The sequence below is a fragment of the Enhydrobacter sp. genome (assembly GCF_030246845.1).
Taxonomy (GTDB): domain Bacteria; phylum Pseudomonadota; class Alphaproteobacteria; order Reyranellales; family Reyranellaceae; genus Reyranella.
In genome coordinates, this window is the sequence record NZ_CP126889.1 from 2,369,896 (window position 1) to 2,395,469 (window position 25,574).

General features: G+C 67.1%; 26 protein-coding genes. 9 read left to right on the plus strand and 17 right to left on the minus strand.

Features of this window, described 5'->3' with window-relative positions:
• The first annotated feature begins 4 nt into the window (after nucleotides 1–4).
• The 4 genes from OJF58_RS11885 (at nucleotide 5) to OJF58_RS11900 (ending at nucleotide 4,676) form a co-directional block, all read left to right on the plus strand.
• Complete coding sequence (locus OJF58_RS11885; RefSeq protein ID WP_300784527.1) at nucleotides 5–898, plus strand: ABC transporter permease; 894 nt, start codon at nucleotides 5–7, stop codon at nucleotides 896–898.
• A gap of 14 nt (nucleotides 899–912) precedes the next feature.
• Nucleotides 913–1,902, plus strand: a complete 990-nt coding sequence (locus tag OJF58_RS11890; protein ID WP_300784528.1) for an ABC transporter ATP-binding protein — start codon at nucleotides 913–915, stop codon at nucleotides 1,900–1,902.
• Nucleotides 1,895–2,866: a dipeptide ABC transporter ATP-binding protein gene (locus tag OJF58_RS11895; protein ID WP_300784530.1), complete on the plus strand. Its 972-nt coding sequence runs from the start codon at nucleotides 1,895–1,897 to the stop codon at nucleotides 2,864–2,866. The genes OJF58_RS11890 and OJF58_RS11895 overlap by 8 nt, the downstream gene beginning before the upstream one ends.
• 193 nt (nucleotides 2,867–3,059) lie before the next feature.
• On the plus strand, nucleotides 3,060–4,676 hold the full coding sequence (locus tag OJF58_RS11900; RefSeq protein ID WP_300784532.1) for a choline dehydrogenase: 1,617 nt from the start codon (nucleotides 3,060–3,062) through the stop codon (nucleotides 4,674–4,676).
• An 82-nt stretch (nucleotides 4,677–4,758) separates the two neighbouring features.
• Here OJF58_RS11900 and OJF58_RS11905 read toward each other — a convergent pair whose 3' ends face one another.
• From OJF58_RS11905 to OJF58_RS11945, 9 genes are all read right to left on the minus strand, one after another.
• The gene (locus OJF58_RS11905) at nucleotides 4,759–5,364 is read right to left on the minus strand and encodes an alkylhydroperoxidase domain protein (protein ID WP_300784535.1); all 606 of its coding nucleotides are present in this window, start codon (nucleotides 5,362–5,364) and stop codon (nucleotides 4,759–4,761) included.
• Nucleotides 5,361–5,954, minus strand: coding sequence for a CMD domain protein (locus OJF58_RS11910; protein ID WP_300784536.1), 594 nt, complete (start codon nucleotides 5,952–5,954; stop codon nucleotides 5,361–5,363). The genes OJF58_RS11905 and OJF58_RS11910 overlap by 4 nt, the downstream gene beginning before the upstream one ends.
• Nucleotides 5,951–6,988, minus strand: coding sequence for a putative FMN-dependent luciferase-like monooxygenase (locus OJF58_RS11915; protein ID WP_300784537.1), 1,038 nt, complete (start codon nucleotides 6,986–6,988; stop codon nucleotides 5,951–5,953). The genes OJF58_RS11910 and OJF58_RS11915 overlap by 4 nt, the downstream gene beginning before the upstream one ends.
• Before the next feature lie 65 nt (nucleotides 6,989–7,053).
• Nucleotides 7,054–8,118, minus strand: coding sequence for a 2-dehydropantoate 2-reductase (locus OJF58_RS11920; RefSeq protein WP_300784539.1), 1,065 nt, complete (start codon nucleotides 8,116–8,118; stop codon nucleotides 7,054–7,056).
• 12 nt (nucleotides 8,119–8,130) lie between these two features.
• On the minus strand, nucleotides 8,131–8,895 hold the full coding sequence (locus OJF58_RS11925; RefSeq protein WP_300784541.1) for an alpha/beta fold hydrolase: 765 nt from the start codon (nucleotides 8,893–8,895) through the stop codon (nucleotides 8,131–8,133).
• Nucleotides 8,895–10,742 (minus strand): alpha/beta hydrolase domain-containing protein, encoded by a 1,848-nt coding sequence (locus OJF58_RS11930; protein ID WP_300784543.1) that lies wholly within the window; start codon nucleotides 10,740–10,742, stop codon nucleotides 8,895–8,897. Before OJF58_RS11930 ends, OJF58_RS11925 begins: the two co-directional genes overlap by 1 nt.
• 28 nt (nucleotides 10,743–10,770) lie before the next feature.
• The gene (locus OJF58_RS11935; protein WP_300784544.1) at nucleotides 10,771–11,172 is read right to left on the minus strand and encodes a VOC family protein; all 402 of its coding nucleotides are present in this window, start codon (nucleotides 11,170–11,172) and stop codon (nucleotides 10,771–10,773) included.
• A gap of 10 nt (nucleotides 11,173–11,182) precedes the next feature.
• Nucleotides 11,183–12,382, minus strand: coding sequence for an acyl-CoA dehydrogenase family protein (locus OJF58_RS11940; protein WP_300784545.1), 1,200 nt, complete (start codon nucleotides 12,380–12,382; stop codon nucleotides 11,183–11,185).
• Between the two features lies 1 nt (nucleotide 12,383).
• On the minus strand, nucleotides 12,384–13,784 hold the full coding sequence (locus OJF58_RS11945) for an MFS transporter (protein ID WP_300784548.1): 1,401 nt from the start codon (nucleotides 13,782–13,784) through the stop codon (nucleotides 12,384–12,386).
• A gap of 195 nt (nucleotides 13,785–13,979) precedes the next feature.
• Between OJF58_RS11945 and OJF58_RS11950 the strand changes: the two genes are divergently transcribed.
• From OJF58_RS11950 to OJF58_RS11960, 3 genes are all read left to right on the plus strand, one after another.
• Nucleotides 13,980–14,837 carry an isocitrate lyase/PEP mutase family protein gene (locus tag OJF58_RS11950; protein WP_300784549.1) on the plus strand — a complete coding sequence of 286 codons (858 nt, stop codon included), beginning with the start codon at nucleotides 13,980–13,982 and terminating at the stop codon, nucleotides 14,835–14,837.
• Nucleotides 14,838–15,238: 401 nt separating this feature from the next.
• Complete coding sequence (locus tag OJF58_RS11955; RefSeq protein ID WP_300784550.1) at nucleotides 15,239–15,982, plus strand: SDR family oxidoreductase; 744 nt, start codon at nucleotides 15,239–15,241, stop codon at nucleotides 15,980–15,982.
• Complete coding sequence (locus tag OJF58_RS11960; RefSeq protein ID WP_300784551.1) at nucleotides 15,982–17,112, plus strand: zinc-binding dehydrogenase; 1,131 nt, start codon at nucleotides 15,982–15,984, stop codon at nucleotides 17,110–17,112. Before OJF58_RS11955 ends, OJF58_RS11960 begins: the two co-directional genes overlap by 1 nt.
• Nucleotides 17,113–17,122: 10 nt before the next feature.
• Here the strand turns inward: OJF58_RS11960 and OJF58_RS11965 are convergent, their stop codons facing one another.
• From OJF58_RS11965 to OJF58_RS11980, 4 genes are read right to left on the minus strand one after another with little or no spacing between them, the layout of a single operon-like run.
• The gene (locus OJF58_RS11965; protein ID WP_300784553.1) at nucleotides 17,123–17,959 is read right to left on the minus strand and encodes an NADPH-dependent oxidoreductase; all 837 of its coding nucleotides are present in this window, start codon (nucleotides 17,957–17,959) and stop codon (nucleotides 17,123–17,125) included.
• Nucleotides 17,947–19,200, minus strand: a complete 1,254-nt coding sequence (locus OJF58_RS11970; RefSeq protein ID WP_300784555.1) for an MFS transporter — start codon at nucleotides 19,198–19,200, stop codon at nucleotides 17,947–17,949. The genes OJF58_RS11965 and OJF58_RS11970 overlap by 13 nt, the downstream gene beginning before the upstream one ends.
• Complete coding sequence (locus OJF58_RS11975) at nucleotides 19,184–20,026, minus strand: fumarylacetoacetate hydrolase family protein (protein ID WP_300784557.1); 843 nt, start codon at nucleotides 20,024–20,026, stop codon at nucleotides 19,184–19,186. Before OJF58_RS11975 ends, OJF58_RS11970 begins: the two co-directional genes overlap by 17 nt.
• A gap of 57 nt (nucleotides 20,027–20,083) precedes the next feature.
• The gene (locus tag OJF58_RS11980) at nucleotides 20,084–20,509 is read right to left on the minus strand and encodes an Rrf2 family transcriptional regulator (RefSeq protein ID WP_300784558.1); all 426 of its coding nucleotides are present in this window, start codon (nucleotides 20,507–20,509) and stop codon (nucleotides 20,084–20,086) included.
• Between the two features lie 58 nt (nucleotides 20,510–20,567).
• On the opposite strand from OJF58_RS11980, the gene OJF58_RS11985 reads away from it, so the two are divergent.
• Together OJF58_RS11985 and ric are read left to right on the plus strand one after the other, a co-directional pair.
• Nucleotides 20,568–21,047, plus strand: a complete 480-nt coding sequence (locus OJF58_RS11985) for a group III truncated hemoglobin (protein ID WP_300784560.1) — start codon at nucleotides 20,568–20,570, stop codon at nucleotides 21,045–21,047.
• Nucleotides 21,028–21,708 carry an iron-sulfur cluster repair di-iron protein gene (gene ric / locus OJF58_RS11990; RefSeq protein WP_300784561.1) on the plus strand — a complete coding sequence of 227 codons (681 nt, stop codon included), beginning with the start codon at nucleotides 21,028–21,030 and terminating at the stop codon, nucleotides 21,706–21,708. Before OJF58_RS11985 ends, ric begins: the two co-directional genes overlap by 20 nt.
• 169 nt (nucleotides 21,709–21,877) lie before the next feature.
• Here the strand turns inward: ric and OJF58_RS11995 are convergent, their stop codons facing one another.
• From OJF58_RS11995 to OJF58_RS12010, 4 genes are all read right to left on the minus strand, one after another.
• Nucleotides 21,878–23,251, minus strand: coding sequence for an IS1380 family transposase (locus tag OJF58_RS11995; RefSeq protein ID WP_300778536.1), 1,374 nt, complete (start codon nucleotides 23,249–23,251; stop codon nucleotides 21,878–21,880).
• Between the two features lie 95 nt (nucleotides 23,252–23,346).
• Complete coding sequence (locus tag OJF58_RS12000) at nucleotides 23,347–24,087, minus strand: aspartate/glutamate racemase family protein (protein ID WP_300784563.1); 741 nt, start codon at nucleotides 24,085–24,087, stop codon at nucleotides 23,347–23,349.
• On the minus strand, nucleotides 24,084–24,821 hold the full coding sequence (locus OJF58_RS12005; RefSeq protein ID WP_300784564.1) for a DNA-3-methyladenine glycosylase I: 738 nt from the start codon (nucleotides 24,819–24,821) through the stop codon (nucleotides 24,084–24,086). Before OJF58_RS12005 ends, OJF58_RS12000 begins: the two co-directional genes overlap by 4 nt.
• Nucleotides 24,805–25,569, minus strand: coding sequence for an alpha/beta hydrolase (locus OJF58_RS12010; RefSeq protein ID WP_300784566.1), 765 nt, complete (start codon nucleotides 25,567–25,569; stop codon nucleotides 24,805–24,807). The genes OJF58_RS12005 and OJF58_RS12010 overlap by 17 nt, the downstream gene beginning before the upstream one ends.
• Nucleotides 25,570–25,574: the final 5 nt, after the last annotated feature.

The window sequence follows — 25,574 nt, forward strand, 5'->3', positions numbered from 1 at the left end:
GCCGATGACCGTTATCGACCACGACGCCGAACTCGGTCGCGCCGGAGCGAATGTCACCGGCTGGGTCAGTCGTCTCGCCTTCCTGGCGCGGCGCTACCCGCTGGGCACGGTGGGCGCGCTGATCGTGGTGGTGTTCGTTCTCACCGCGGTGTTCGCCAATGTCATCGCGCCGGTCGACCCAACGGCGACCAACGCCCGCGCCTCGCTATCGCCGCCGGGCGGCGCGTTCTGGCTGGGCGCCGACTTCATGGGGCGGGACATGTACAGCCGCATCGTCTACGGCGCGCGTGTCTCGCTCTCCGTCGGCGTCGGCGCCACGCTTCTCGGCGGAATCCTGGGTGTCGCCGTCGGCCTGATGAGCGGATATATCGGCGGCTGGTTCGATCTCGTGACCCAGAGGCTGATGGACATCATGCAGGCCCTGCCGCTGCTGGTGATGGCACTGGCGATGGCGGCGGCACTCGGTCCTTCGCTGCAGAACACCATAATCGCCATCGCCATCCCGCTCGTGCCGAATGTGGCGCGGGTGGTTCGTTCCAGCACGCTCTCGTTGCGGGAGCAGCCTTTCATCGAAGCCGCCAGGGCGATCGGCATGAGCGAGCTGCGCATCGCCGTGCGCCATGTGCTGCCCAACACGCTGGCGCCGCTGATCGTGCTGGGGACCGCGCAGCTCGGGTCGGCGATCCTGGTCGAGGCTTCCCTGTCGTTTCTTGGCCTTGGCATTCCCGAGCCTTATCCGTCATGGGGCAGGATGCTGTCCGAATCGGCCGCCGAGTACGTGCGCACCGCGCCGTGGCTGGTGATCTTCCCTGGCCTAGCCATCAGCCTCACGGTGTTCGGCACCAATCTGCTGGGCGATGCGCTGCGCGACATCCTCGATCCTCGCGAACGGTCCTGAGGAAAAAATCGGCCATGAGCGCACTTCTCGAGGTCGACGACCTCGGCACCTGGTTCTACACGCGACAGGGCATCGTCAAGGCCGTGGACGGCGTCGACTTCAAGGTCACATCAGGCGAAACGCTGGCGATCGTGGGCGAGTCGGGCTGCGGCAAGAGCATGACGGCGCTGTCGCTGATGCGTCTCGTGCCCGAGCCGCCCGGTCGCATCGTGTCGGGCTCGATCCGGCTCGGCGGCCGCGATCTGCTGACGCTCGGCGAAGAAGAGATGCGCAAGGTGCGCGGCAACGAGATCTCGATGATCTTCCAGGAGCCGATGACGTCGCTCAACCCGGTGATGACCATCGGCAAGCAGATCACTGAGGCATTGACCCTGCATCGCAGCCTGAACCGCAAGCAGGCCATGAAGCGCGCCATCGAGATGCTGGACCTGGTGCGCATTCCGGAGCCCAAGCAGCGTGCGAAGGAATATCCGCATCAGCTCTCCGGCGGCATGCGCCAGCGCGCCATGATCGCCATGGCGCTCGCCTGCAATCCCAAGGTTCTGATCGCCGACGAGCCGACCACGGCGCTCGACGTCACCATCCAGGCGCAGATCCTCGATCTGATCGTCGACCTGCAGCGCGAGTTCGGCGCCGCCGTGCTCCTGATCACACACGATCTCGGCGTCGTGGCCGAGACGGCCCACCGCGTGATCGTGATGTATGCCGGCCGCAAGGTCGAGGAGGCCGAGGTGGGCGAACTCTTCGCCCGGCCGCTCCACCCTTATACCTCTGGCCTGATGGCCTCGATCCCGCGGCTGGACCTGATGCGCGGCGAGGGCAAGCGCAACGATGCGCGGCTGCAGGAGATCCCCGGCATCGTGCCGCCGTTGTTCGCCCTGCCGCCAGGCTGCGCCTTCGCCCCACGCTGCCCCAAGGCGGACGACCTTTGCCGGCGCGAGCGGCCCGACTACAAGGAGAAGCGGCCTGGCCATTGGGCCGCCTGCTGGCACAGCGATGGTTGAGACGACGCCCATCCTGGAGGTCAAGGACCTCAAGAAGCATTTTCCGGTGCGCAAGGGCCTGCTGCGCCGCACGGTCGGGCACGTCTACGCGGTCGACGGCATCAGCTTCTCGATCGGCGAGGGCGAGACGCTTGGTCTCGTGGGCGAGTCGGGCTGCGGCAAGTCGACGGCGGGCCGCGCCGTGCTGCGCCTGATCGAGCCTACCTCGGGCAAGGTCGCCATGACCGGCCGCGATATCACGCGTCTGTCGAAGAAGGAGCTGCGTCCCTACCGGCGGCAGATGCAGATCGTCTTCCAGGATCCTTTCTCATCGCTCAATCCGCGCATGACGGCAGGCGAGATCGTGGGCGAGCCGCTTCTGGTCCACGGCATGGCGCGCAGCAAGGAACGGCGCGAGCAGGTGGCGGCGCTGTTCGAGCGGGTGGGCCTCAGGCCGGCGCAGATGGCCAACTACCCGCACCAGTTCTCCGGCGGCCAGCGCCAGCGCATCGGCATCGCCCGCGCCCTCGCCCTCGGGCCGAAACTGATCGTGGGCGACGAGCCCGTGTCGGCTCTCGATGTCTCGATCCAGGCGCAGGTGATCAATCTCCTGCAGGACCTGCAGCGCGAGCGGAAGCTTTCCTACCTCTTCATCTCGCACAATCTCGCCGTGGTGGAGCATATCAGCCACCGAATCGCCGTGATGTATCTCGGCCGGATCGTCGAATATGCCGACACGCGTTCGATCTTCACCCGGCCGCAGCATCCCTACACAGAGGCGCTGCTCTCGGCCGTGCCCGTGCCCGATCCGACGATCAGGCGCGAGAAGCGTCTCCTGCAGGGCGATGTGCCCAGCCCGGTCCATCCGCCGGCCGGGTGCCACTTCCACACCCGCTGCCCCTATGCCGTGGCACGCTGCAAGACGGAATCGCCCTCGCTGCGCGAAATCGCGCCCGGTCACCACGTCTCCTGTCATCTGCGCTAGACTGTCGTCCCGCCTCCCCTTAACGGGTAAGCGATCGCATACGGTCGAAGAGTCTGTTGCAAAAGGTAGTGTCATCCCGAACGAAGTGAGGGATCTTTCATCTGCGCCATGAAAGATCCCTCGCTTCGCTCGGGATGACACGAGCGACCACAGCCGTAGCGAGCGGGAGGAACGGACGGAGGAAACGGGAACGATGGCCGATTGGGACTACATCATCGTGGGCGGCGGCTCGGCGGGCTGTGTGCTGGCCAATCGTCTGACCGAGGATGCGAACGTCAAGGTGCTGCTCCTGGAGGCGGGGCCGCGCGACAAGTCGATCTGGATCGATGTCCCGGTGGGCTTCACCAGGCTGTTGAACCACGACAAGTTCAACTGGAACTTCGAGATGGAGGCCGAGGAAGGCGTTGCCGGCCGCCGCATTCCCTGTCCGCGCGGCCGCACGCTGGGCGGCTCCAGCTCGATCAACGGCATGCTCTATGTGCGCGGCCAGCCGCTCGACTACGACACCTGGGCGCAGCTCGGCAATCGCGGCTGGTCCTACGAGCAGATCCTGCCCTACTTCAAGAAATCCGAGAACTACGAGGGCCAGGGCGATCCGTCACGCGGCAAGGGCGGTCCGCTGAACGTCGCCGACATGTACGAGCGCCACGAGCTTTGCGACGCCTTCATCGATGCCGCCGCGGCGAGCGGCTACCCCAAGAACAGGGACTACAACAACGGCAACCAGGAAGGCTTCGGCTACTACCAGGTGACGATGAAGAACGGCAAACGCTGGTCGGCGGCGCGTGCCTTCCTCGATCCGATCCGCCACCGTCCCAACCTGCGGATCGAGACGGACGCCCTGGCGAGCAAGGTGGTGCTGGAAGGCAAGCGCGCCGTCGGTGTTGCCTATACGGTGCACGGCCAGGCGCGCGAGGCGCGTTGCGGGCGCGAAGTGATCGTTTCCTGCGGCGCGGTCCAGTCGCCGGGCGTGCTCGAGCATTCCGGGATCGGCCAGCCCGAGCTGCTCAAGAAATTCGGCATCGAGACGCGGCACGAGCTCAAGGGCGTCGGCGAGAACTACGGCGACCATTTTGCGCCGCGCATGAACTGGCGCGTGAAGCTGCCGATCACGCTCAACGACCAGACGCGCGGCCTCAACATGGTGAAGGAGATCATCAAGTATTGCGCGACCGGACGCGGCATCCTCACCTGGACCGCCGGCATCGTGTACGGCTTCGTGCGCACGCGGCCGGGGCTGGAGACGCCCGACATGCAGTTCCACATGGCGCATGCCAGCTACGATTCGGCGCAGAAGCGGCTCCTGGAGCGCGAACCCGGCATGACGGTCGTGATCGGCCAGTGCCGGCCCGACTCGCGCGGCTCGATCCACATCAAGTCGGCGACGCCGGGGACGGAACCGGCGATCCGGCCGAACTTCCTCTCGGCCCAGACCGATCGGGACTGCACGGTGGCAGGCATGCAGATCGCCCGCAGGATCGTCTCCCATCCGTCGCTGGCGAAATACATCGCGTTCGAGAACAAGCCCGGCAAGGACGTCAACACCTACGACGAATGGCTGTCCTTCGCACGCGCCAACGGCCAGACGACCTATCACGTCATCGGCACCTGCAAGATGGGCCACGATCCCATGGCGGTGGTGGACGACCGCCTGCGGGTGCACGGGCTCGCGGGCCTCCGGGTGATCGATGCCTCGATCATGCCGACGGTGACCTCGGGCAACACCAACGCGCCCACGATCATGATCGCCGAAAAGGGCGCCGACATGGTCAAGGAGGATGCCAAGGCCGGCGTGAAGCTCGCGGCCTGATCGAATGGCGGCAACGCCCGTTGCACGTTTCAGGAGATCGGTCCGAGGTTGCCCTTCGCAATGCGGGCCTCCCGAGATCGTTCTAACCGGCGGTCGTCGCTGGCTCGCCGAGGGAGAGCATCAGCCGGTTGGCCCAGTTGAAGAACGAGGCGGCGTTGATCACGTCGACGATGGCGAGATCGTCGAGGCCCGCGCTGCGCAGCCGGTCGATATGCTCCGGGCCGAAATCGATCGGAATGGCGGTAAGGGCGGCCGCGGCGGCGATGATGGCGTTCCAGCGCGTGTCGAGATCGGCTCTGACGCCCTGGTCGAGGAGCTTCTGTACATCGCCGTCGCGCTTCGAGTAGACGGCGGCATGGCGGGCATGCACGGAGGCGCAATAGATGCAGCCGTTCAGCCGCGATGTCGCTGCCGCGGCGAGCTCGCGCTCCGCCCGGGGAAGGCCCGCCTGCGGATTGTAGAAAATATCCTTGTCGGTGCGCGTGCGCGCCTCGAGGATGTCCGGGTCGCGCGCGAGCAGGCGGAAATAGGCCGACTTCGCGCGCGCCGCATCGACCAGGCTTTCCCTCTGGCGGGCCGTCAGCGTTTCTTCCGCCACCGGCTCCAGCCAGGGCAGCCAGTCGAGCTGGTCGCGGGTGAAGGCGGCCGGTTCGGTGTGCGGCGGCGGCGTCAGGGTTTTCTCGCTCATGCAGGCCTCGCGTTCAGGGCCTTGAGCCCGGCGACGACACGGATCTGAAAGGCCAGGAAGGAAACGAGCTGGGACAGGGTGACGACGTCGGTCGTCGACCAGCCGGCGTCGAGCATGGCCTGCAGGGAAGCCGGGGCGGCATCGCGCGGATGGAAAACCAGCATGTGCGTGTGCTCGAACGCCGTCGCGAGCCGTTGGCCCAGGATATGTCGCGCGGTCGGGCCCACGGCGTGGACCATGCCGTCGCTGTTCTCGAGGCTGAGCGGTCCGACGGGATAGTGGCCGTAGGGGCCGTGTGTCCTGGCCTCGAAAGCCTCCGACGCCACGGCGACCTGCAGCTCCGGCGACGCACCGGTCCGGACGAGCTGCTCCTTGTAGAAATCCCGCGTCTCCTCCCGCCCGTGCAGTCCGGCGACAAAAGCCGCGACGGCGAATCGTTCCTGGAGCGTGAAGGTGCCCGGGTCCTTCGGCGCGAACAGCGCGTCGTAGCTCGCCTGCGCCTGCTTGCGCGCCTCCGGCCGATTGTCGCGCGCCTTGTCCAGCGCCGAGCCCGGCGCAATGCCGGCCAGCCCGTCGATCACGTCGTTCATGCCACTCTCCGCGCCCCTTCCGACCGGCCAGGCAGCCAGCCGAGCGCGGGCGCCACCTTCTCGGCGAAGAGCTCGATCGAGCGCAGGATGTAGGGATGCGGCGGGTCGATCGAATGGACCTGCATCGTGAGATCGGTGGCACGCCGCAGCGTGTCGTCGGCCTGCAGCGAGGCGATCACCTCGTCGGCCGTGCCGACATGCACGTCCATGGCGGCGATGATGTCACCCACCAGATTGCCCGAGGCAAGGTCGCCCGTGGCCGCGAGCCGGTGGCGCATGCGCATGAGCCCCTTCTCGGCCAGCCGCATGGCCTCGTCATGGTCGTCGGCCACGAACACCGTGCGCGAGGCGAGGATGCGCGGCGCCTGCCCCCTGGGCAGGGCCTCGAGATAGGCGTCGATCATCGGGTTCTGGATGTCGGCAAGCGAGGCTCCCAGTGCATCGGGCGCTCTCGGCTGGGTGCGCGAGAGCATCAACCCGTCGCCCGCGAGACCGGCCCGACGGGCGCCCGAAACAGTAAAGGTCGCCTGCCAGATTCGGTCGACCAGCGGCGGATTGGCCGGATAGAGATGGTCACCGCCCGGCAAGGGGCGGTTGGCCAAGGCTGTGCGCAGCAGGTCGAGATGACGGTCGAACAGGCTGTGACGCCTGTCGCTGTCGAGCCCGAAGGCGGCGAAAGCGGTCATGTTACCGCCCGGGCCGACGCCGAGTTCGAGACGGCCCTCGTTCATCAGGTCGAACACCGACGCATCCTCGGCGACGCGGATCGGCAGCTCGAGCGGCAGGGTGACGATGCCCGTGCCCAGCCGGATGCGCGGCGTCCGGGCGGCAACATGCGAGAGGAAGACGAAGGGCGCGGGCAGCCCGCCTTCGGCCTCATGGAAATGATGTTGCGCGATCCACGCGGAATCGAAGCCGCAACGCTCGGCGTGAGCGATCTGCGCGGCGGCAAGCCGATAGCGCTCGGCGGCATCGGCTTCGTCCAGCAACCGGGTGAAAAAGCCCAGTCGCTGGATGGAGATAGGGGCGGTCATAGCCCCAACTTGGCGCGGAAGCCGGGGCCGATGCAAGCAGGCTGGCGGAATGGCAGCCTTCTGCCTTAACCGCCTAGGAGGGCAGGGGCGGCCTTGACCTCCTGCCGCTCGACCTTCTTCACGATTTCCGTGAGCTTGGCATGGGTCGGGGCCGGCACGCCGATGTAGTTGCCGCGCTCGGCGATGTAGCCGTTCATGAACTCGATCTCGGTGCGGCGGCCCTTGCGGATGTCCTGCGCCATCGAGGGACGCTGGATGTCGGCGCGCGGGTTCGGGTTGGTGTTGGAGCCGGGGCGCATGATGGTCTCGATCTCGTCCAGCGCCGCCTTGTCGCCTTCGGACGCCTTGGCGAGCGTCTCCGGCTCCATCTTGCCGATCTTCTCGATGTGATAGCCCAGCGCCTGGCCCACCCGCACGGCCTCGCCGCCCAGCTTGATGGCGAAGCGGCGGATCGCGTCGTTGCGATCGCAGTCGGTGCCGGTAAGGCCGGTCGCGGCCGATACGCCGTTCTTCATGCCGTTCTGGCAGAGCTTGGACCAACGCTCGCCCCAGAGGTTGGTCGTGGTCTTGGCACTGTCGATGCGGCTCACCATCTCATGCAGCTCCTCGACGCGCTTGGTGATGCGGCCGTGCACCTCGCCGACACGGAACACCGTGTGCTTGCCGCCCCCCTTGGCGACGGTGCGGCGGATGCGGGCCGGCTCGTACATGTCGACCGAGATCAACGACGCCACCATGCCGACCGTCTTGCCCCAGCCGACGACGCCCGCGATGCGCTCCTCGTTGAGGCAGTTCTGCAGCGACACGACATAGCCGTCCGGCGCCAGATACTGCTTGACGAGGGCCGTGGCCCATTCGGTGTCGTAGGACTTCATCGCCACGAAGGCGATGTCGATGGGCTTCTGGCGCGCGAGCTCCTGCATCTCGGTGAGATGCATGGTCTTGGCGTTCTTGACCGTGAACTTTTCCTCCGGCGTGACGCCGTCGAGCTCCAGGCCGCGGCTGCGGATGGTCTCGATATTCTCCGGCCAGAAGTCGATCAGGGTGACATCTTCGCCGGTCCTGGCGAGGTAGCCGCCGACATAGCCGCCCAACGCGCCGACCCCGACGACCGCAATCCGCTTGCCCATATGCTGCACTCCCTAGGCTGCCGGCAGCGTGGCGAGGAACGCCTCGACCGCCTGATTGAAACGCGCGGGCTGATGCAGATTGGCGGCATGGCCCGCATCGGGAACGACCGCCTTGGTCGATCCTCTGATCTTGGCCGCCATGTAGTCGGTGGCGGCGAGGAAGTTGGTGTCGTTGGCGCCGACCAGCACCAGCGTCGGCACGGCGATAGTGTCGAGCGAGCGGATCACCCGGTCGTTCTGCTGGGCCAGCATGCCGCGCGCGGCCCGCGCAAGGCCCGTTGCGTCGCGATGCCTCGTGAGCTTGACCTCGTCGCTGGCATTGAGCGCGGCGAGCCCCTCGGCGTCGAAGGCTTCGGCGCGCTTGTGCGCCGTCTCGTTCCATTTGGCGCGCGCCTCGTCGTTCTTGAAACCCGGTCCCGTGTCGAACAGCATCAAAGCGCGCACGCGCTCGGGATGGCTGGCATGGAAGGCGAGCGACATGTAGCCGCCCAGCGACAGGCCAGCGACGATCGCCTTGCCCGCGCCTGCCTTGTCGAGCAGGGCCAGCATGTCGCCGACCGTCAGCGCTTCGGAGTAGCGGCTTTGGTCGTCGGGGTAGTCGCTTTCGCCATGGCCGCGCATGTCCCAGACGATCACCTGATAGCGGTCCTTCAGCGCCGCGACCTGGCCGTCCCACATGCGGCTCGTGGAGCTGTAGCCGTGGCTCAGCAGGATCGTGGGCCCTCGGCCATGGATCTCGTAGTGGATCTTCACGCCGTCGCGATCGAGCCTGGCCATCATTCCTTCACGCGCGTCTCGGCGCGCGCCCTTTCGAGGTAGCGATCGGCATCCTCCTGCAGGAGCAGCCGGTCCTTCACCAGTTGGTCCACGGTCGCCTTCACCCGGGCGACGTAGTCTCCGCGGTTCTTGTAGCGTGCCGCGATCTTGTCGGCCGGGAAGGCAAAACAGCTGCCGTCGCGGTCGGCGAGCTCGCCGCGCGGGTAAGGTGCCTTGTACTCGTTCCAGCCGGTATAGGCCGCGAGCGGCACCGCTATGTCGGGCAGGCGAACGCCTGCCATCTCGTTGCCGTCGCCGTCGACGCGGCAAACCAGCGTGCGATAGGCGCGCTCGGCCGGGCGGGGATCGACCCAGTCGCCGGGCGGCGCGACCTCGTTGGTGACGGTGACGATGGCCGCGCCCGGAAGCGGTGGAAAGCCCGTCTTGTCGGGTTCGACCAGCGTGCCGTCCTGAAGCGTGGGCACCGAGCTCGGCGGCGGCGCCTTGCCGGACACCACCCACTCGTCCAGGGCGACGAGCAGCGCTCGCAGGGCCGGCATCGGGCTGTGCGGATTGCGTGGATTGACGTTGGGCCCGGGGTCGGTGGTGGCGCCGGCACGGCCGCCATGCTGGGTTCCCGCGATCATGTAGACGCGCGAGTTCTCGGGCAGGGCGACATCCTTCATGCCGAGCGGGTCGGTGGTGAGCAGCGAGGCGCCCTTCTGCCAGTACTCGGTCGAGGTGTTGGTCTCCATCAGCTTGGGATCGCTGCCGTCGCCCCGCAGCAGCGCTCCCTTGGCGCCGGTCAGGGGATCCTCCAGCGTCGCGGTCGAGAAGGGGAACCAGGCCTCGGGAAAACCGTGATCCTCGTGCTGGGTGCTGGTACGCGCCGGCTGGCCGAACGGCACGTTGAAGAAAATGCGGCCGGCGCCGGCGGTATGGGTATGGACGCCGTCGAAGACCTTGCGGCCCTGCTCGTCACGATTGAAACCTGCGCCGATGTGATGGCGCAGATAGCGGCCGGCCTGGGAGAAGCCGATGGCGATCGCATGGCTGATCGGTCGGCCGGTCGCCCTGGCCGCCGCCGGCTCGTATTTCAGGTAGCTGACGACATCGCGCGTGGCGGCGAAGCCGAGCCCCTGCACCCTGGGATTCCGCGCCTCGTAATGGAACTCATACAGGAAGCCCGGCTTGGCCTTTAGGCCTTCGCGCAGCCTGATCGTGCGGCCATCGAGGAACATCCACTCGCCGATCGGCAGCTCTTCGGGCGGGTCCGAGGCCCGCTCGCGTACCGTCAAACGCGCGCGCGACTGATCCAGCGTCGCCGCCTCGTGGGAAAGCTTGAACGCTTCCAGCACGCCGACGCGCGTGCCCGAGACGTATTCCTCGCGCACGCGCTGCACGATCGGCTGGCCCTTGTCGGTAGCGATCGGCGCCGTCAGGGCGAGGCCCATATTGGTGCGCGGCGCGTCGGGGTCCCAGCCGGACCAGACGAGGGTATGGCCGCGCCGCAGCGGAAAGCCATTGCCGAGATCGGCCGTGGTCCTGGGATCGTTGATGCCTTGCGGGCCGTCGGCGATGTTGGCGAACAGCATCTTGCGGCCGCGATTGGTGACCTCGTAGAGGATGCGCCCGTTGCCCTTCGCGGGATCCTTTGGCCGCAGGATGAAGATGTCGGTCGAATACTCGACCCTGCCCCGCGCATTGCGCGGCGCCTTGTCGAGAAGCGCGATCGTCTTGTTGGCCGGATTGTCGGGATCGACCTCGCCGCGGGCGATGCCGATCACACGCTCGTAAGCGCCGGCTTCGGCAAATGCAGCCCCTTCGGCGAGCGGTTCGATCTTCTGGATTTCGAAGGAAACGATCACATCGCCTCACCCAATCAAGCTCCTGCACTCACGGCGCGGGGAAGTTCAGCTCCACGCCGATGCCGTCGGGATCGTAGAGGAAGATCTGTGCGGCGCCGGTCCGGGGCACGATCTGCTCGCGGAACTTGACGTTCTTGGCCTTGAGCCGGTTGCGCACGCCCTCGAGGTCGGTCGCGGCAAAGGCGATGTGGTCGAAGCGGCCGGTGTCCTTGAACTTCTTTTTCGTGCCGCGCACGACGATGCCCTCGCGCGGCTGGCGATCGCCCAGCAGATGCACAGTGGCGACGCCTCCGGAATAGAGCCAATATCCCGGGAAGCCGAGCGGCGGACGGTCGCCGTTCTCCAGCCCCAGCACGTCGCAATAGAAGTCCTTGGTGGCCTCGAGGTTCGAAGGCTCGATCGTGTAATGCTGCAAGGCGCCAAGCGGCATCGTTCGCTCCCTAGACGAAAGTGAGATCGGGATCGAGGCCCATCATCCAGGCGCCGACGGTCTCGAAATGGCTGAGCCGGCCCTGGAGCTGCTGGGTCACGGTATGGATGTCGCGAAAGCGCCGTTCCAGCGGATGGTTCTCGAAGATCGCCGTGGCGCCCGCGGCATTGTAGGCGAAGTCGACCGCCTCGCGCCCCTTGTGGATGGCGTTGGTCGAGGCGCCGCGAATGGTGATGCGCTGCTCGACGGTGATCGTGTTGCCCGCCGACAGATCCTTCCAGATCACCGCCATCGACTGCAGCAGATAGGCGCGCGCCGCGCGGATATTGATCTCGGCCTGCGCGAGATTGGTCTGGACCACCGCGTTGTCGCGGATCGGGCTTTTCTGGCCGCGCGGGACCTTGTTGCGCGCCACATCGACGAAGTTGTCGAGCGCACCGCGCGCGATGCCGAGGGCGACGCCGGCGAAACCCACCTGATAGCAGGTCGAGGCTGACATCCGGTAGAGCGGGCCGGACTCGCGGCATTCCTTCTCGAAGTCGCGCGTGATCGAATGGTCGGCGCGCACGAAGTGGTCGTCGAGCGCGAACTGGTCGCTCGCCGTGCCGCGCAGGCCCACCACGTTCCAGATGTCGGTCCATTGCACGTCCTCGGTGCGGACCAGCATGGTGCGCTCGACCTGTCGGCCTGCCGCGTCGCGCCGAGGCGTGCCGTCGGCCTTGTAGATCGGACAATGGGCGCCGAGCCAGGTGGCGTGCCGTCCGCCCGAGGCGAAAGCCCAGACGCCGGTCACCTTGTAACCTCCCTCGCACTCGACCGCTTTGACGCGCGGCCCGGGACCCCAGGCAAGCACCGCCCTGGGGTCGTTGCCGAAGATCGCCTGCGCGACCGGCAGGTCGAGATAGGCGGCGGCCATGGCGCAGCCGCCGGCCTGGCTCAGGCACCAGGCGGTCGAGGCGTCGCTGCGGGCAATGGCCTCGATCACGTGGAAGAAGGTAACAGGATCGGTCTCGATACCGTTGCAGGCGCGCGGCAGCAGCAGACGGAACAGCCGCGCCTCGTGCAGCTTGTCGAGCAGGGCCGGCGGCAAACGTCGTGTCTCCTCGATCTCGCTCGCCGCGGCTTCGACCGCCGGGCGAAGCGCCTCGGCCCGTGAGATCACGGCCTGGTCGCCAGCGAGGTCGGCGGAAGTCGGAATGAACGTGTCCAAGTCAGTCCTCTCCGAATGCAGGCTTGGGGCGGGCGGTCGTACCCATCAGCTCGCGGTCAATCTGCTCGTTCGACTTGCCCCGGGTCTCGATGCCGAAGAAATAATAGACCACACCGGCCATCAGGAACCAGCAGCCGAGATACAGGAAGGCCGTCGGGATCTGCGGCAGCGGCACGTCGGGCTTGAGATAGTTGTTCGAGCCCACGATCAGCGCCAGTCCTACCGGGCCCAGGATCTTGCCGATGCCGCCGAAGCCATAGGCCGAGCCCATGCCGCTGGTCTTGAGGTGCGAGGGCCAGATCTCGGCGCCGTAGGGGCCGACGATGGCGAAGCCGCCATCGGCGAAGAACATCGCCGCCGCCAGGATCAGCCAGAAGGCCGAGATGCCGAACAAGACGGCATCGTGATTGTAGCCCGCGAGAATGATCAGGACGCCGGCGCCGAAGCCCAGCAGGCCGCCGCAGTTGCGCCGCCCGATGCGTTCCGACAGCCAGGAGAACGACACGCGGCCCAGGAAGCCGACCACGGTCAGCAGGAGCATCATCTTGGAGGCTTCCTGCGGCGTTACCTTCAGGAGCAACACGAACAGCGCCGGCGCCCAGAGGGCGATGCCATAGACGCCGGTCTGCGCTCCGGCATTGCCGAGCCACGAGACGAGCAGGCTGCGCGGGTAGCTGAAGAGATCGAACCAGTTGGTCTTCACGACCCGGACTTCGTCCGGCGTGGGCGCAGGCAGGGTCCCGGGATCGACCTGCAGCGCCCAGGCCAGCGACTTGCGGGCCTCGTCGACACGGCCCTGGCGCGCCAGCCAGCGCGGCGACTCCGGCACCCACAGGCGCACCAGCAGCACCACCAGGGCCGGCAGCACACCGATCGCAAAGAGCAGACGCCACTGCGCCGCGCCCAGGAAGGCCCCGAGGATCGATCCGAGCCCGACGCCGATCGGGATGATGCAGGTGACGAGGCCGCCAATCCAGCCGCGCTTGGAGGTCGGCATGAACTCCTGCACCAGCGGAAGATCGACGCAATAGAGTCCGCCGACGCCCAGGCCGACGAAGAAGCGCATGACGGCGAGGTAGACCCAGCCGTTGTCGGGCGTGAAGTAGAGCAAGCCGGTCGCGATCGAGAAGTTCAGCACCGTGCCGATGAATACCTTGCGCCGGCCGATGCGGTCGGCCAGCCAGCCCCAGCCATAGGCGCCGATGATGGCGCCGATGCCCGAGCTCATCAGCACGATCGCCGACTGGCCGAAGGTGAGCTTCCAGGGCCCGATCAGGAAGGCCAGCACAAAGGCGATCAGGAAGTAGTCGAAGAACTCCAGGGCGTCGCCGATGATCGCGGCGGCCAGGATCTTCTTTTGATTGACTGTCAGTCTGTCTTGCCGATCGAGAGCCTCGAACATTGTGGCATCCCCTCCGTGCGCTTATCGAGTTTGAAGGCGGACGGGGCGCTGCCGTGCCGCCAGTGCCGCAGACGCTACGCTTTCACTATCGGTCACGGAAGTATCTGCACGGGCTGCGTTTGCTGATCGAAACGCAGCGCTGCATTGCATCGACGGCCTTGCTAGGAAGAACAGGTGGAATCTCGAGGAGCCATCATGCACTGGACCGACCGCCGCAAACGCTTCCGTGCTGTTCTCGCTGCAGAACGCTGCATCCATCCGGCTTCGGTCCATGACGCGATCTCCGCGCGGATTGCCGAGGATCTCGGCTTCGAGATCGGCATGTTCGCCGGCTCGGTTGCCTCCATGGCGGTGCTGGGCGCGCCCGATCTGATCGTGCTGACGCTGTCGGAATTCGCAAGCCAGGCCTATCGCATCAATCGCGCCGGCAACCTGCCGCTTCTCGTCGACGCCGATCACGGCTACGGCAATGCGCTCGGCGTGAAGCGCACGGTCGAGGAGCTGGAGACCGCCGGCGTCTCGGCTCTCAGCATCGAGGACACGGAGCTGCCGCAGCCCTTCGGTGCGACAAGACCGCGGCTGGTCAGCCTCGCGGAAGGCGTGGGCAAGATGAAGGCGGCGCTGGCTGGCCGTCAGGATCCGACGCTCTGCATCGCCGGCCGCACGAGCGCCGTCCAGATCAACGGGCTGGACGACGCCATCGCGCGCGGCAAGGCCTATGAGCAGGCTGGCGTCGATGCACTGTTCTTCGTCGGTCTGCGCACGCGGGCCGAGCTCGACGCGATCTCGTCGGCCACGACCTTGCCGCTCGTCCTGGGCAGCGCCTCCGGCGAGCTCGCCGATCCTTCCTATCTGGCGGCGCGCCGCGTGCGCGTCGCGCTGCAGGGGCATCAGCCCTTCGCAGCGGCGGTGAAGGCCGTGCACGATACCTTGAAGGCCTTGCGCGAGGGCACATCCCCGGCGAAGCTCGCGGGCATCGCCGACGTCGAGCTCATGAAGCGCGTCACGCGCGATGCGGACTATGCGGGCTGGACGAAGGCCTTCCTGTCCTGACGGTCCGCGATCGGCAGGACAGGAGGGTCAGCGCCTCAGGCTTTGCTTCGAAGACGCCCGATCGCTGACCGCAGGCCGGGGGAAGCCTGGCGGACGCTTTCCTTCGGAGGCTTCCTCGGCGGCGCCATTGGAACTGGATTGCTGACTGAGGGCGTCGTGCACCAGCATCCGGCGTACGGCAGCATCATGTCCAGGATTGAGCTTGTCGGGGACAGGCTTCGCCATGGCAACACCCGTATGAAGTCCAACACCTGCGCAACCGTGGCCTATATAGCGCGCTCCGCGATTTATGGGTAGGGGGCGGAACGATCGCGCCGGCGCCATCGCTATCGTTCCGCTCCTCAAGACGCTCGAGGAACTTAAATCGTGACAGGTCGGCAGCAAACGTCTTGAGTGTGGCGATGGAAAATCTGTTCGATCTTACGGGCAAGGTGGCATTGGTGACCGGCGGCAGCCGCGGACTGGGCTACCAGATGGTCAAGGCGTTCGCCCGGCACGGGGCCGATGTGTTCGTCACCAGCCGCAAGCTCGAGGCCTGCGAGAAGGTCGCCGCTGAGGTGAAGGCCCTCGGCCGGCGCGCCGTGGCCCATGCCTGCAACGTCGCCAACTGGCAGGAACTGGACGGTCTCGTCGACGCGGCCTACGCCGCGTTCGGCAAGGTCGATATCCTGGTGAACAATGCCGGCTCCTCGCCGCTCGCGCCGTCGTCGCTGGAAACGCCCGAGCAGCTCTTCGACCGCATCGTGTCGCTGAATTTCAAGGGGCCGTTCCGCCTCATGTCCCTGGTCGGCAGCCGCATGGCGGCGGGCGAGGGCGGGTCGATCATCAACATCTCGAGCGCCGGCGCCCTGCGCCCGCGACCGCAGATCGCGCCCTACGCCGGCGCCAAGGCGGCGCTCAACGCCATCACCGAGGCCTTCGCCTTCGAATATGGACCGAAGGTACGGGTGAACACCATCTCGCCCGGACGCTTCCTGACCGACGTGTCGAAGGCGTGGAGCGAGGAGCACAAGCTCAACAGCACGGCGGCTCTGAAACGCAGCGGCCGGCCGGAGGAGATCGTCACGGCCGCGCTCTATCTCGCCTCGCCGAGATCGAGCTTCACCACCGGATCGGTCGTGCGCGTCGATGGAGGGATCGCCTGATGAAGATGAAAGCTGCCGTCCTCACCCGCTGCGGCGCCCCGCGTCCGTTCGCCAGGAGCAAGCCCATCGAGGTGCTCGAGGTCGATCTCGATCCGCCCGGCGAGGGCGAGGTGCTGGTGAAGGTGGGCGGCGCCGGGCTCTGCCACTCGGATCTGTCGATGGTCAACGGCGACCGCCCGCGGCCGACGCCGATCGTGCTCGGCCACGAGGGCTCCGGCGAGATCGTTGAGGTCGGCGCGGGCGTGCACGACGTCAAGGCGGGCGACCATATCTGCTTCACCTTCAACGTGAGCTGCGGCCGCTGCCGGCGCTGTCTCGAGGGCCGGCCCTATATCTGCGAGCGCGCGATCACGCCGCGCGCCGCCGGACAGCTCCTGTCGGGCCACCATCGGCTCCATCTCGACGGCAAGCCGGTGAACCACCAGTCCGGGGTCTCCTGCTTTGCCGAATACGCCGTCGTCGATCGCGGCTCGGTGGTGGTGATCGACAGCAGCCTGCCGCTCGACCTCGCCGCGCTGTTCGGCTGCGCCGTGGTGACCGGCGTCGGCGCCGTGGTCAATACCGCGCAGATCCAGCCGGGCAGCTCGGTCGCGGTCGTGGGTCTGGGCGGCGTCGGCCTGAGCGGATTGCTGGGCGCCGTCCTCGCCGGCGCCGGCAAGATCGTCGCCATCGATCTCTCCGACGAGAAGCTCGGCCTTGCCCGCCAGCTCGGCGCCACCGACACGGTGAACGCCAGGGACGCCGACCATGTGCAGCAGGTGCGCGACCTCACGGGCGGCGGCGTGGACTACGCCTTCGATTTCGCCGGCACGATCAAGGCGATGGAGACGGCCTATCTCGCGACCCGGTGGGGTGGCACGACCGTCTCGGCCGGCCTGTCGCCGATCACCGCGGACTTCTCCTTCAAGCAGAGCCTGCTGGTGAGCGAGGAGAAGACCATCAAGGGCAGCTACATGGGAAGCTGCGTGCCGGTGCGCGACATCCCGCGCTTCATCTCGCTCTACCAGCAGGGACGGCTGCCGGTCGACCGCATGGTGAGCCAGCGCGTCGGATTCGCAGAGCTGAACGAAGGCTTCGATCGCCTGCAGGAGGTCGCCACCGTGCGCCAGGTCCTGGTGCCGCACGGCTGACAAAGCTGCGTCAGCGGATCTCGAAGCCGAGGCTCGCCAGCGCCGTGCGCATCCGTTCGCGGCCGTTCATCGACTTGATGGGGCCCAGGCGGTTCAGCACGCGCTGCGTCCAGGTCGCCGCCTGCAGCTCGTGACGCTGCGAGAATTGGGTCATCTCGGCGTCGTACATCGGGCGGAGCGCTGCCTCGCGTCCGGCATCGTAGTGCTCGCGATGGAGCACCACGCCCTGCGGCAGGCGCGGCTTCACCTCGCCCGCGCCTGTTTCCGTCGCATAGCCGACGCAAAGACCGAACACCACGAAAGCCTGCTTCGGCAGGTGGAGCAACCCGGCGACGCGCACCGGATCGTTGCGCATCGCCCCGATATAGACCGTGCCGAGACCGAGCGACTCGGCCGCAACCACGGCATTCTGCGCCGCCAGCGCCACATCGATGCAGGCGACCATGAAGGTCTCCAGCCAGGGCATGCACTCGAAGCCTGTTTTCTGCGCATCGGAGACTCGCTGATTGCGCGCCATGTCGGCGACCCAGGCGATGAAAAGCGGGCACTGTTCGATGTGCTTCTGGCCGCCGGCGATCTCGGCCAGGACCTTCTTCCTGGCAGGATCGGTCACCGCGATGGCCGAGCACCACTGCATGTTGGAGCTGGTGGCGGCCGATTGCGCCGCCGCGACCAGCGTCTCGAGCGTGCCGTCCGGCACCGGATCGGGCTTGTAGCCGCGCACCGATCGATGCTCCATCAGGCCCGCGATGGTCGCGTTCCATGGGCCTGCGGGCGGAATGGCTGCGCCGTAGCGCCGACCGAGGGCTCCTTCCTTGTCCGGGTGCTTCGGCGTCAGCGTGTCCATGCGGGGCTTCCTTGTGGCTTGTGGCGGGTGACGGCCGTCACCAGCGCGAGAAGGATGAAGGCGACGACGATGGCGTAGATCGTCTGTGGCCGGCCGTGGTCCATCAGCCAGCCGTAGGTCAGGGGCGCGATCATGCCGCCGAGATTGAAGCCGGTGCTGACGAAGCCGAACACCTTGCCGAACGAGCCCGGCGGCGTCACCGCCCGCACCATCATGTCCCGGCTGGGCTGGATCATGCCGTTCAACAGCCCGCCGACGGACATCACCAGAACGAGGACGATGCCGGGCATGGCGACCCAGCCCATGAGAATCGCCATGGTCGAGGTGAAGGCGAAGCCGACCGCGGCCACCCGTTCGTGATGCGGCGTGCGATCGGCGACGACGCCGCCCAGCAGCACGCCGAGCGCGCTCATCAGCAGGAAGCCGGAGAGAGCGACGTTCGAGATCGCCGCCGGCGTGCCGTGCAGGGCCTGCTGGCTCACGACGGTGTAGGTCTGGATGCCGCCATTGGCCATCGCCAGGCACAGGAAGAAGAAGAGGTTGCGCAGAACCGGCGCGCTGAGCAGCAGGTCGAGCCCGACCTTGTGATCGGTCTGCTTCACCGCCGGCGCCGCCTTGCGCGTCCACTTCGGCAGGACATGGCCGGCGACGACCAGCAGCATCGCCGCGGCGAAGGAGAGGACGGCGGCGGCAAGGAAGGCGCCATGCCAGCCCCAGATGGCCGCACAGCCGATGACGAAGGCGGGCGTCACGCCGCTGCCCGCGTAGCCCGCGAAGGTGTGGATGGAAAAGGCCTTGCCGATACGCTTGCCGTCGATCGTGGCCGACAGGATCGAATAGTCGGCGGGGTGATAGACCGTGTTCGCCACACCCAGAAGCCCGTAGGCGATGATGAAGGCCCAGTAGCTGGGCAGCAAAGCGGCGATGGCGATCGCGACGGCGCCCACGATCAGGCCGGCGGTCAGCATGGCCCGCGGCCCGATGCGGTCCACCAGGAAGCCGGCCGGCGTCTGCAGCAGCGCCGAGGCGACATTGAAGGCGGTGAGCGCCAGCGCGATGTCGGTGTAGCTGACGCCGAACGCCTCGCGGACCTGCCCGAAGATCGGCGGCAGCAGCATGATGTGGACATGGCTCACGAAGTGAACAGCCGAGATCAGCGCCACGACCTTGGCGTCCTTGCGCCAACCCTCGGTCAATCCGGGATCGGCCGCGAGGTCGAGCGGTTCACTCGTCGACGACATTGACGTTCAAAGTCCCGATTCCGGAGATCTCGACCTCGACCTTGTCGCCCGCCTTCATCCAGAGCGGCGGCGTTCGGCCGAGCCCGACGCCTTCCGGCGTGCCCGTCGCGATGATGTCACCGGGTTCGAGCCAGGTGACGGTGGAGAGATACTCGATGATGGTGGCGACGTCGAAGATCATGTGGTCGGTCGTATCGTGCTGCACGACGGTGCCGTTCAGCCGCGTCGTCAGCGTCAGCGCCTGCGGATCGGGGATGACGTCGGCGGTCACCAACCACGGGCCGAGCGGGCCGGTTGCCGGGAAATTCTTGCCGGCGGTCACCGAATGCTTCTGGAAATCGCGCACGCTTGCATCGAGGAAGCAGGTGTAGCCCGCGATCACCGACAGGGCCTGCGCCCGGGGCACGTGCCGGCAGCGTTGGCCGATCACGACGGCCAGCTCGCCTTCGAAGTCGAAGGCGATCGAGGCGCTGGGACGAACGATGTCGCCGCCGGACGCAACCAGCGTGCTGTGCAGACGAGAGAAAACGCTGGGCTGTGCCGGACGCTCGCGACCGACCTCGCCGACATGGCTCGCATAGTTGAGGCCGATGCAGAGGATCTTGTCGGGGTTGGGGACGACGGGCAGCAATTCCACCGCATCGAGGGTGAAGTCCGCCTTGTGGTTGCGAGCGGCGGCGGAAAGATCGGCGAGTCCGTTGTCGGCAAGGGCGTCACGCAGTGTTGCCCAACGCCCCTCGAACCGCGTCGACAGATCGACGATTCCTTCCTCGACGACAGCGCCGAACCTTTGCACGCCCGCATGGCGGAAACTGGCCAACCGCATCGGCAGACCATGCCAGTGGACCGTTAGGTGTCAAGGCACGGGAACGTGACGCCGCTCTCAGGCGGCTTTCGAGCGCGGCTTTCCGGGGTAGGCGCAGTCGGCCAGGGAGGTCCGGTCGAGCTCGGCCAGGAAGGCCTCGCGCGCCGCCGCGAGCCGCCTGCGCAATCTGCATCGCGGCGTGAGCAGGCAGTGGCCGCCGTCGGCGCGGTAGCATTCCACGATCGGCTGATCCTCCTCGAGATCGCGGACGACCTCGCCCAGCGTGATCGACTCGGCGGCTCGGGCGAGCTGGAAGCCGCCGCCCGCGCCGCGCTGCGTCCGGACATAGCCCGCATCGGCCAGCCGTCGCACGACCTTGATCAGGTGGTGCCGCGAGATCGCAAATTCGCTCGCGATCTCCTCGCTGGTGAACGAACGATCGGGCTCGCCCGCGAGCCGCATCAGGGCGCGCAGGCCGAAGTCGGTGAAGGCCGTGAGGCGCATTGTCGCTCCGCGCTAAGAGGCATTGTAAATACCTGTTTGACGACCTCAAATAGGTACCATGGATACCGATTTGCTGCGAGCGGACATTGTGGCGCGGACCGGCATCGACGAGGCGATGATCGAGCGCCTGGTCCACGGCTTCTACGCCAAGGTGCGAAAGGATGTTCTTTTGGGGCCGGTCTTCGAGTCGCGTGTCGAGGACTGGAACGTGCACCTCGTCCGCATGTGCCGCTTCTGGTCGTCGGTCGCACTGTTGTCGGGAGCCTACAGCGGCAATCCCATGGCCAAGCATGTCCGGCTTCCGGTCGACGCCGCACATTTCGACCGCTGGCTCACGCTCTTCGAGGCGACGGCGGCCGAACTCTGTCCACCGTCGGCTGCCGTGCACTTCGTCGAGCGCGCCCGTCGCATCGCGCAGAGCCTCGAGCTCGGAATCGCCGTCACGGCGGGCAAATTGCCGGCGAGAGGCCAGCGCTTCTACCGCGACGGCGCTCCCGCCTCTGCCCAAGGAGAGTACCATGACAACGCCAGCCAATGACCTTCTTGTCCGCGGCCGCACGGTCGGCGAGATCGCGGCCAGCCTTCCGGGCGCGACGGCGGTCTTCCGGCGCTTCGGGCTCGACTTTTGCTGCAAGGGCGATGTCGCGCTGGAAGAATCGGCACGGCAAGGCGGCATTGACGTCACCGAGCTCGAGCGGGCGCTGTCCGAGCTGCCGACGGACGGTAAGTCGGACGCACCGTCGGCCACGTCGGAACTGATCGACCACATCCTCGCTCGCTACCATGAAGTGCACCGGCGCGAGCTGGCCGAACTGGTGCGGCTTGCACGGAAGGTCGAACAGGTTCATGCGAAGCACGCGGCGGTGCCGCGCGGCCTCGCCGACCTCCTGGAACAGATGGCACGCGAGCTCGAACAGCACATGTCCAAGGAGGAGCTGATCCTGTTCCCGGCAATGAGGAGCGCGATGCGAGGGCTGGAAGCGCCCATCGCACGCATGCGTCACGAACACAACGACCACGGCCAGACGCTGCGGAAGCTGGAAGCGCTCACCAACGGCTTCACGGTGCCGTCCGGCGCCTGCCGTACATGGCACGCGCTCTATGCCGGCGCCTCGAAGCTCGCCGACGACCTGCAGCAGCATATCCATCTCGAGAACAACGTCCTGTTCCCGAGATTTGCCAAGGGGATGGCCAGCTAGCCCGGATTTCTCAAACCATCATCTCTGACGTCATGATCGGCGGGCAGTCGAAGATGGTGGCCCGCGTGGATGCGGCGAAGAGGGAGCGGGCGTGAACGCGGGCGAGCGGCAACACGCCGCGGGCTGCGACGCTATCTGGGCGAATGTGGCCTATGCGCTGTCTGGGTCGTCAGCGGGCGGCGGCAGCGAGTGAGATCCAGGCCTGCTTGAAGGAGCGCTGGTTGGGCCAGGCCGAGGCCATGGCGAGCCTGATGCGTCGCACGCTGATGGTGATCAGCGCCCCGATCTTGAGCAGCGCCAGGCGGATCGAGCCGCAGCTCGCCTGGGCGAAGCGGGTGTGCCTGAGCCCGATGCGGCGCAAGGCGCAGAGCAGCACATAAGCCATCGAGGCAAACCACAGGCGCAGCTGGTTGGCGCACATGGTGGCGGCCGAGGTACGGTCGGCGAACAGCTCGCCCTGGCACTCCTTGAGGCGGTTCTCCATGTCGCCGCGCGCGCAGTACAGCTTCTCGTAGATCGCCCGGGCCTTGCCGCCCTTCAGCGAGGTCACCACGAAGCGCGGGTTGGCCTCGCCGTGCGTCCATTCCGCCTTGGCGATGACCCGTCGCCTGCTGCTCCAGCTGTCGCGCGTCGACCACAGGAAGTCCTTGAAGCGGCGGGCCGGCCGACCGGTCCGCCGGCTTTCGGCCTGGGCGGCCGCCAACTCGGCCTCGATCTCGCCCGCCAGCCGAACGTTGCGCGCCAGGCCGAAGAGGTAGTCCACCCCGTTGGCCTCGCACCAGGCCATCAGCGACTCGCGAGCGAAGCCCGAATCGGCCCGCAGCAGGATTTGCACCCGTGGCCAGTGTCGGCGGAGCTGCGCCACGATCCGCGCCACCTCCTCCGCCGCCCCCGCCGAGGCATCGATGTTGGAGCGTCGCAGCTTGGCCGCCAGCAGATGACGGCCGCAGAAGATGTAGAGCGGCAGGTAGCAATAGCCGTCGTAGTAGCCGTGGAAAAACCGCCCCTCCTGCTCACCGTGCAGCGGATCGTCGGTGGCGTCCAGGTCGAGCACGATCTGCGACGGCGCCCGCTTGTGCGCCTCCACAAACACCGCCACGAACAGCCGCTCGATCGCCGCCGGGTCGTGGTCGATCTTGTGGTACAGCGAGCGCCCAGGCCCGCTCAGTTCCAGCCGGTTCAGCGTGCTCTTGCCGGCCACCGGCGCGCAGTCCCGGCGGCGCGCCGTGAGCTTGCCCGCCAGCACCGCAAACAGCCGATCGTGGCGCAGATGGTCGTGGTCGTTGAGGTCCTCGTAGCCCAGCGCCAGCCCGTACACCCGCTGCCCCACCAGCGTCCGCACCGCGTGCTCGACCAGCGACGGGTCTCGAAAGTCCCTAAAGCAGCCGGCTAACCGATCGATCAGTCCGAGCGCCCGATCCGTCGCTCCCAGCAACAGCCCGCCGGCGTCCGGTGTGATCGACCCGCCGTCGAACGACGCAACCACCGCCCGCCTTTCAACAGGTGCAAATCCAAACAAATCCGCAATACACTCTGTCGGCATCGGAGCGGCTTCCTTTCTCGGATAAAGTCGTTGTCGCAAAACAACTTTCTCAGAGTCAGCCCTCCGATGCACCTCTCTCCTTTGAGATATCCGGGCTAGGCCAGAAGACGCGCAAGCGCCGGCGACAGGCCTGTGCTTTCGACCGGGGCCGGCGGGGAGAGGGGGCCGGTCCTGGCCTTTGCCGGCTTCTGCCGCGCGAGGCCCTCGGCCATTGAGATCGCGCAGGCGACGCCATCCAGCAGCGGAACGTCGACGGCGTCCTCGAGCCTGGCGGCGAGGCCGGCGAGCCCCGCGCCGCCCAGGATCACGACGTCGGCCCGATCCTCGATCACACAGGCCCGGCAGCTCTTGGCCAACAGCGCGATCGCCTTCCTGGGGCGGCGGGCGATGTCGGCCCCGGTCGGGGCGACGGTGCGCACGGAGGCGAGGCGCGAGGCGAGCGCATGGCTGGCGATGAACTCCTCGAGCATCGGCTTCCACCGTTCCCCGCCGGTGACGATCGAAAAACGGCTGCCGAGCGTGCAGGCCTGCAGGATCGACGCCTCGGCCATGCCGACGACCGGCACCTTGGCGACTTCCTTCAGGGCCGCGAGCCCGGGATCGCCGAAGCAGGCCAGCACGACGGCATCCTTTCGGCCCCTGTCGTTGGCCAAGGCATCGACGGCGGCATGGCCGGCGATGGCGTAACCGACGCGGGAGGCGATATAGCGCGGCCCGAAGGCGCCGGTGATCGCCCGCAGGGTCGTGTCCCTGTGCGCGAATCGCGCGGCCGTCTTCAGGACGAGATCGGTGATCGAGGCCGTCGTATTGGGATTGATCAGCAGCAGCTCGGTCATAGCTGCATGATCTCCTTCAGCCTTGCCACGTCATGATTCTCGCCGATCGAGAGCGCGCAGATGCGAGATACGTGGGTCATCGGCAGTCCGCTCTCTTCCCTCCAGGCATTGAGCTGGGCTTGCGCCGCGCGCAGATCCTTCTTCGATGTCGCGCTGGCGCTGAGTGGCACGCCGGCATCGCGCAGGCAGAGCAGGACGTCGCCCGAGAGCACGAAGGCGTCCCACCCGAGGAAGCGCAGCAGGTACTGGCCGCTGTGGCCGCCCAGCCGTGAGCCACGCCTGGCGAGCACGTCCAGCAGGCCTGCTTGATCGTCGGCCGGCCAGTCGGCGAGGAACTTGCCGAAGCTGCCGTGCTCGGCGGCGATCTCGGTGACGAACTTCGCATTCTCGCGCACCGACCGGATCTTTTGCGGATTGCGGACGATGCGCTTGTCGGAGGCGAGCTTCTCCCAGAATTCGGCCGGCTGGAACAGGAGCCGCTTCGGATTGAAGTCGAGGAAGGCCTCCTCGAAACCCGGCCATTTCTTGTCGATCACCTCCCAGACGAAGCCGGCGGAGAACACGCGACAGGCCATCTCCGACAGCACGCGATCGTCGCCGAGCCTGGCCAGGGCCTTTTGGTCCGGCTTCTTCGGCAAGAGGCTGGCGAGGACCTTCTCGCCGCCCTTGCGCTGGGCTGCCCGCTCGCGGATGCGTTTGAAGGGAATCCGCGCCATGTCACTCGAGCCAGCCATCGAAGAAATCGAACACGCTCGCCTTGAAGAGCCCGTGGCCGATCAGGGAGAAGTGGTCGCAGCCCGGTATGGCAACCGCCTTGGCCCCCGGTATGGCGTCGGCCAGACCCTGCGGCGGCCCGGCAAGCTGATCGCGCATGCCGGCCACCACCAGCGTCGGGCGGCGGATCGCGGCCAGCATCTCGGGCATGAACGGCGTGCGCGGCCCACGCGAGCACGCCGCCAGCGCCAGCCGGTCCTCCTTCTGCTCGTCGGCGAAATGGCGGAAGCTCTTCAGCATCGGATCGGCGATCGCCTCGGGCGACGGCGCCTCCATGGCCCTGGCCATCGCGTCGGGATCGCGCCCCGGCTCGAAGATCCGCCCGCCCACGCCGCTCACCACGAGATGGTCGATGCGGCCGGAATCGAGCAGGGTGGCCGTAAGCGCGATCTGCGATCCCATCGAGAACCCCAGGAGGTGGGCGCGCTCGATCCCGGCCTGATCCATCAGCGCGAAGACGTCACGCGCCATCGCTTCGCGGGCGTATTTCTCCGGTTCGTGCGGCTTGGCGCTCTCGCCGTGGCCGCGATTGTCGAAGGCAAGGCCGCGCAGGCCCTTGGCCGCCAGCGCGTCGTACCAGCCCATGCGCTTCCAGTTCTCGTATCGATTGGCCGAGAAGCCGTGCACCAGCACGATCGCCTTGCGCGCATCGCGCGGGCCGAAATCGTCGTAGGCGAGCGACAGACCGTCGGACGTGAACCGAGCCATGGCCT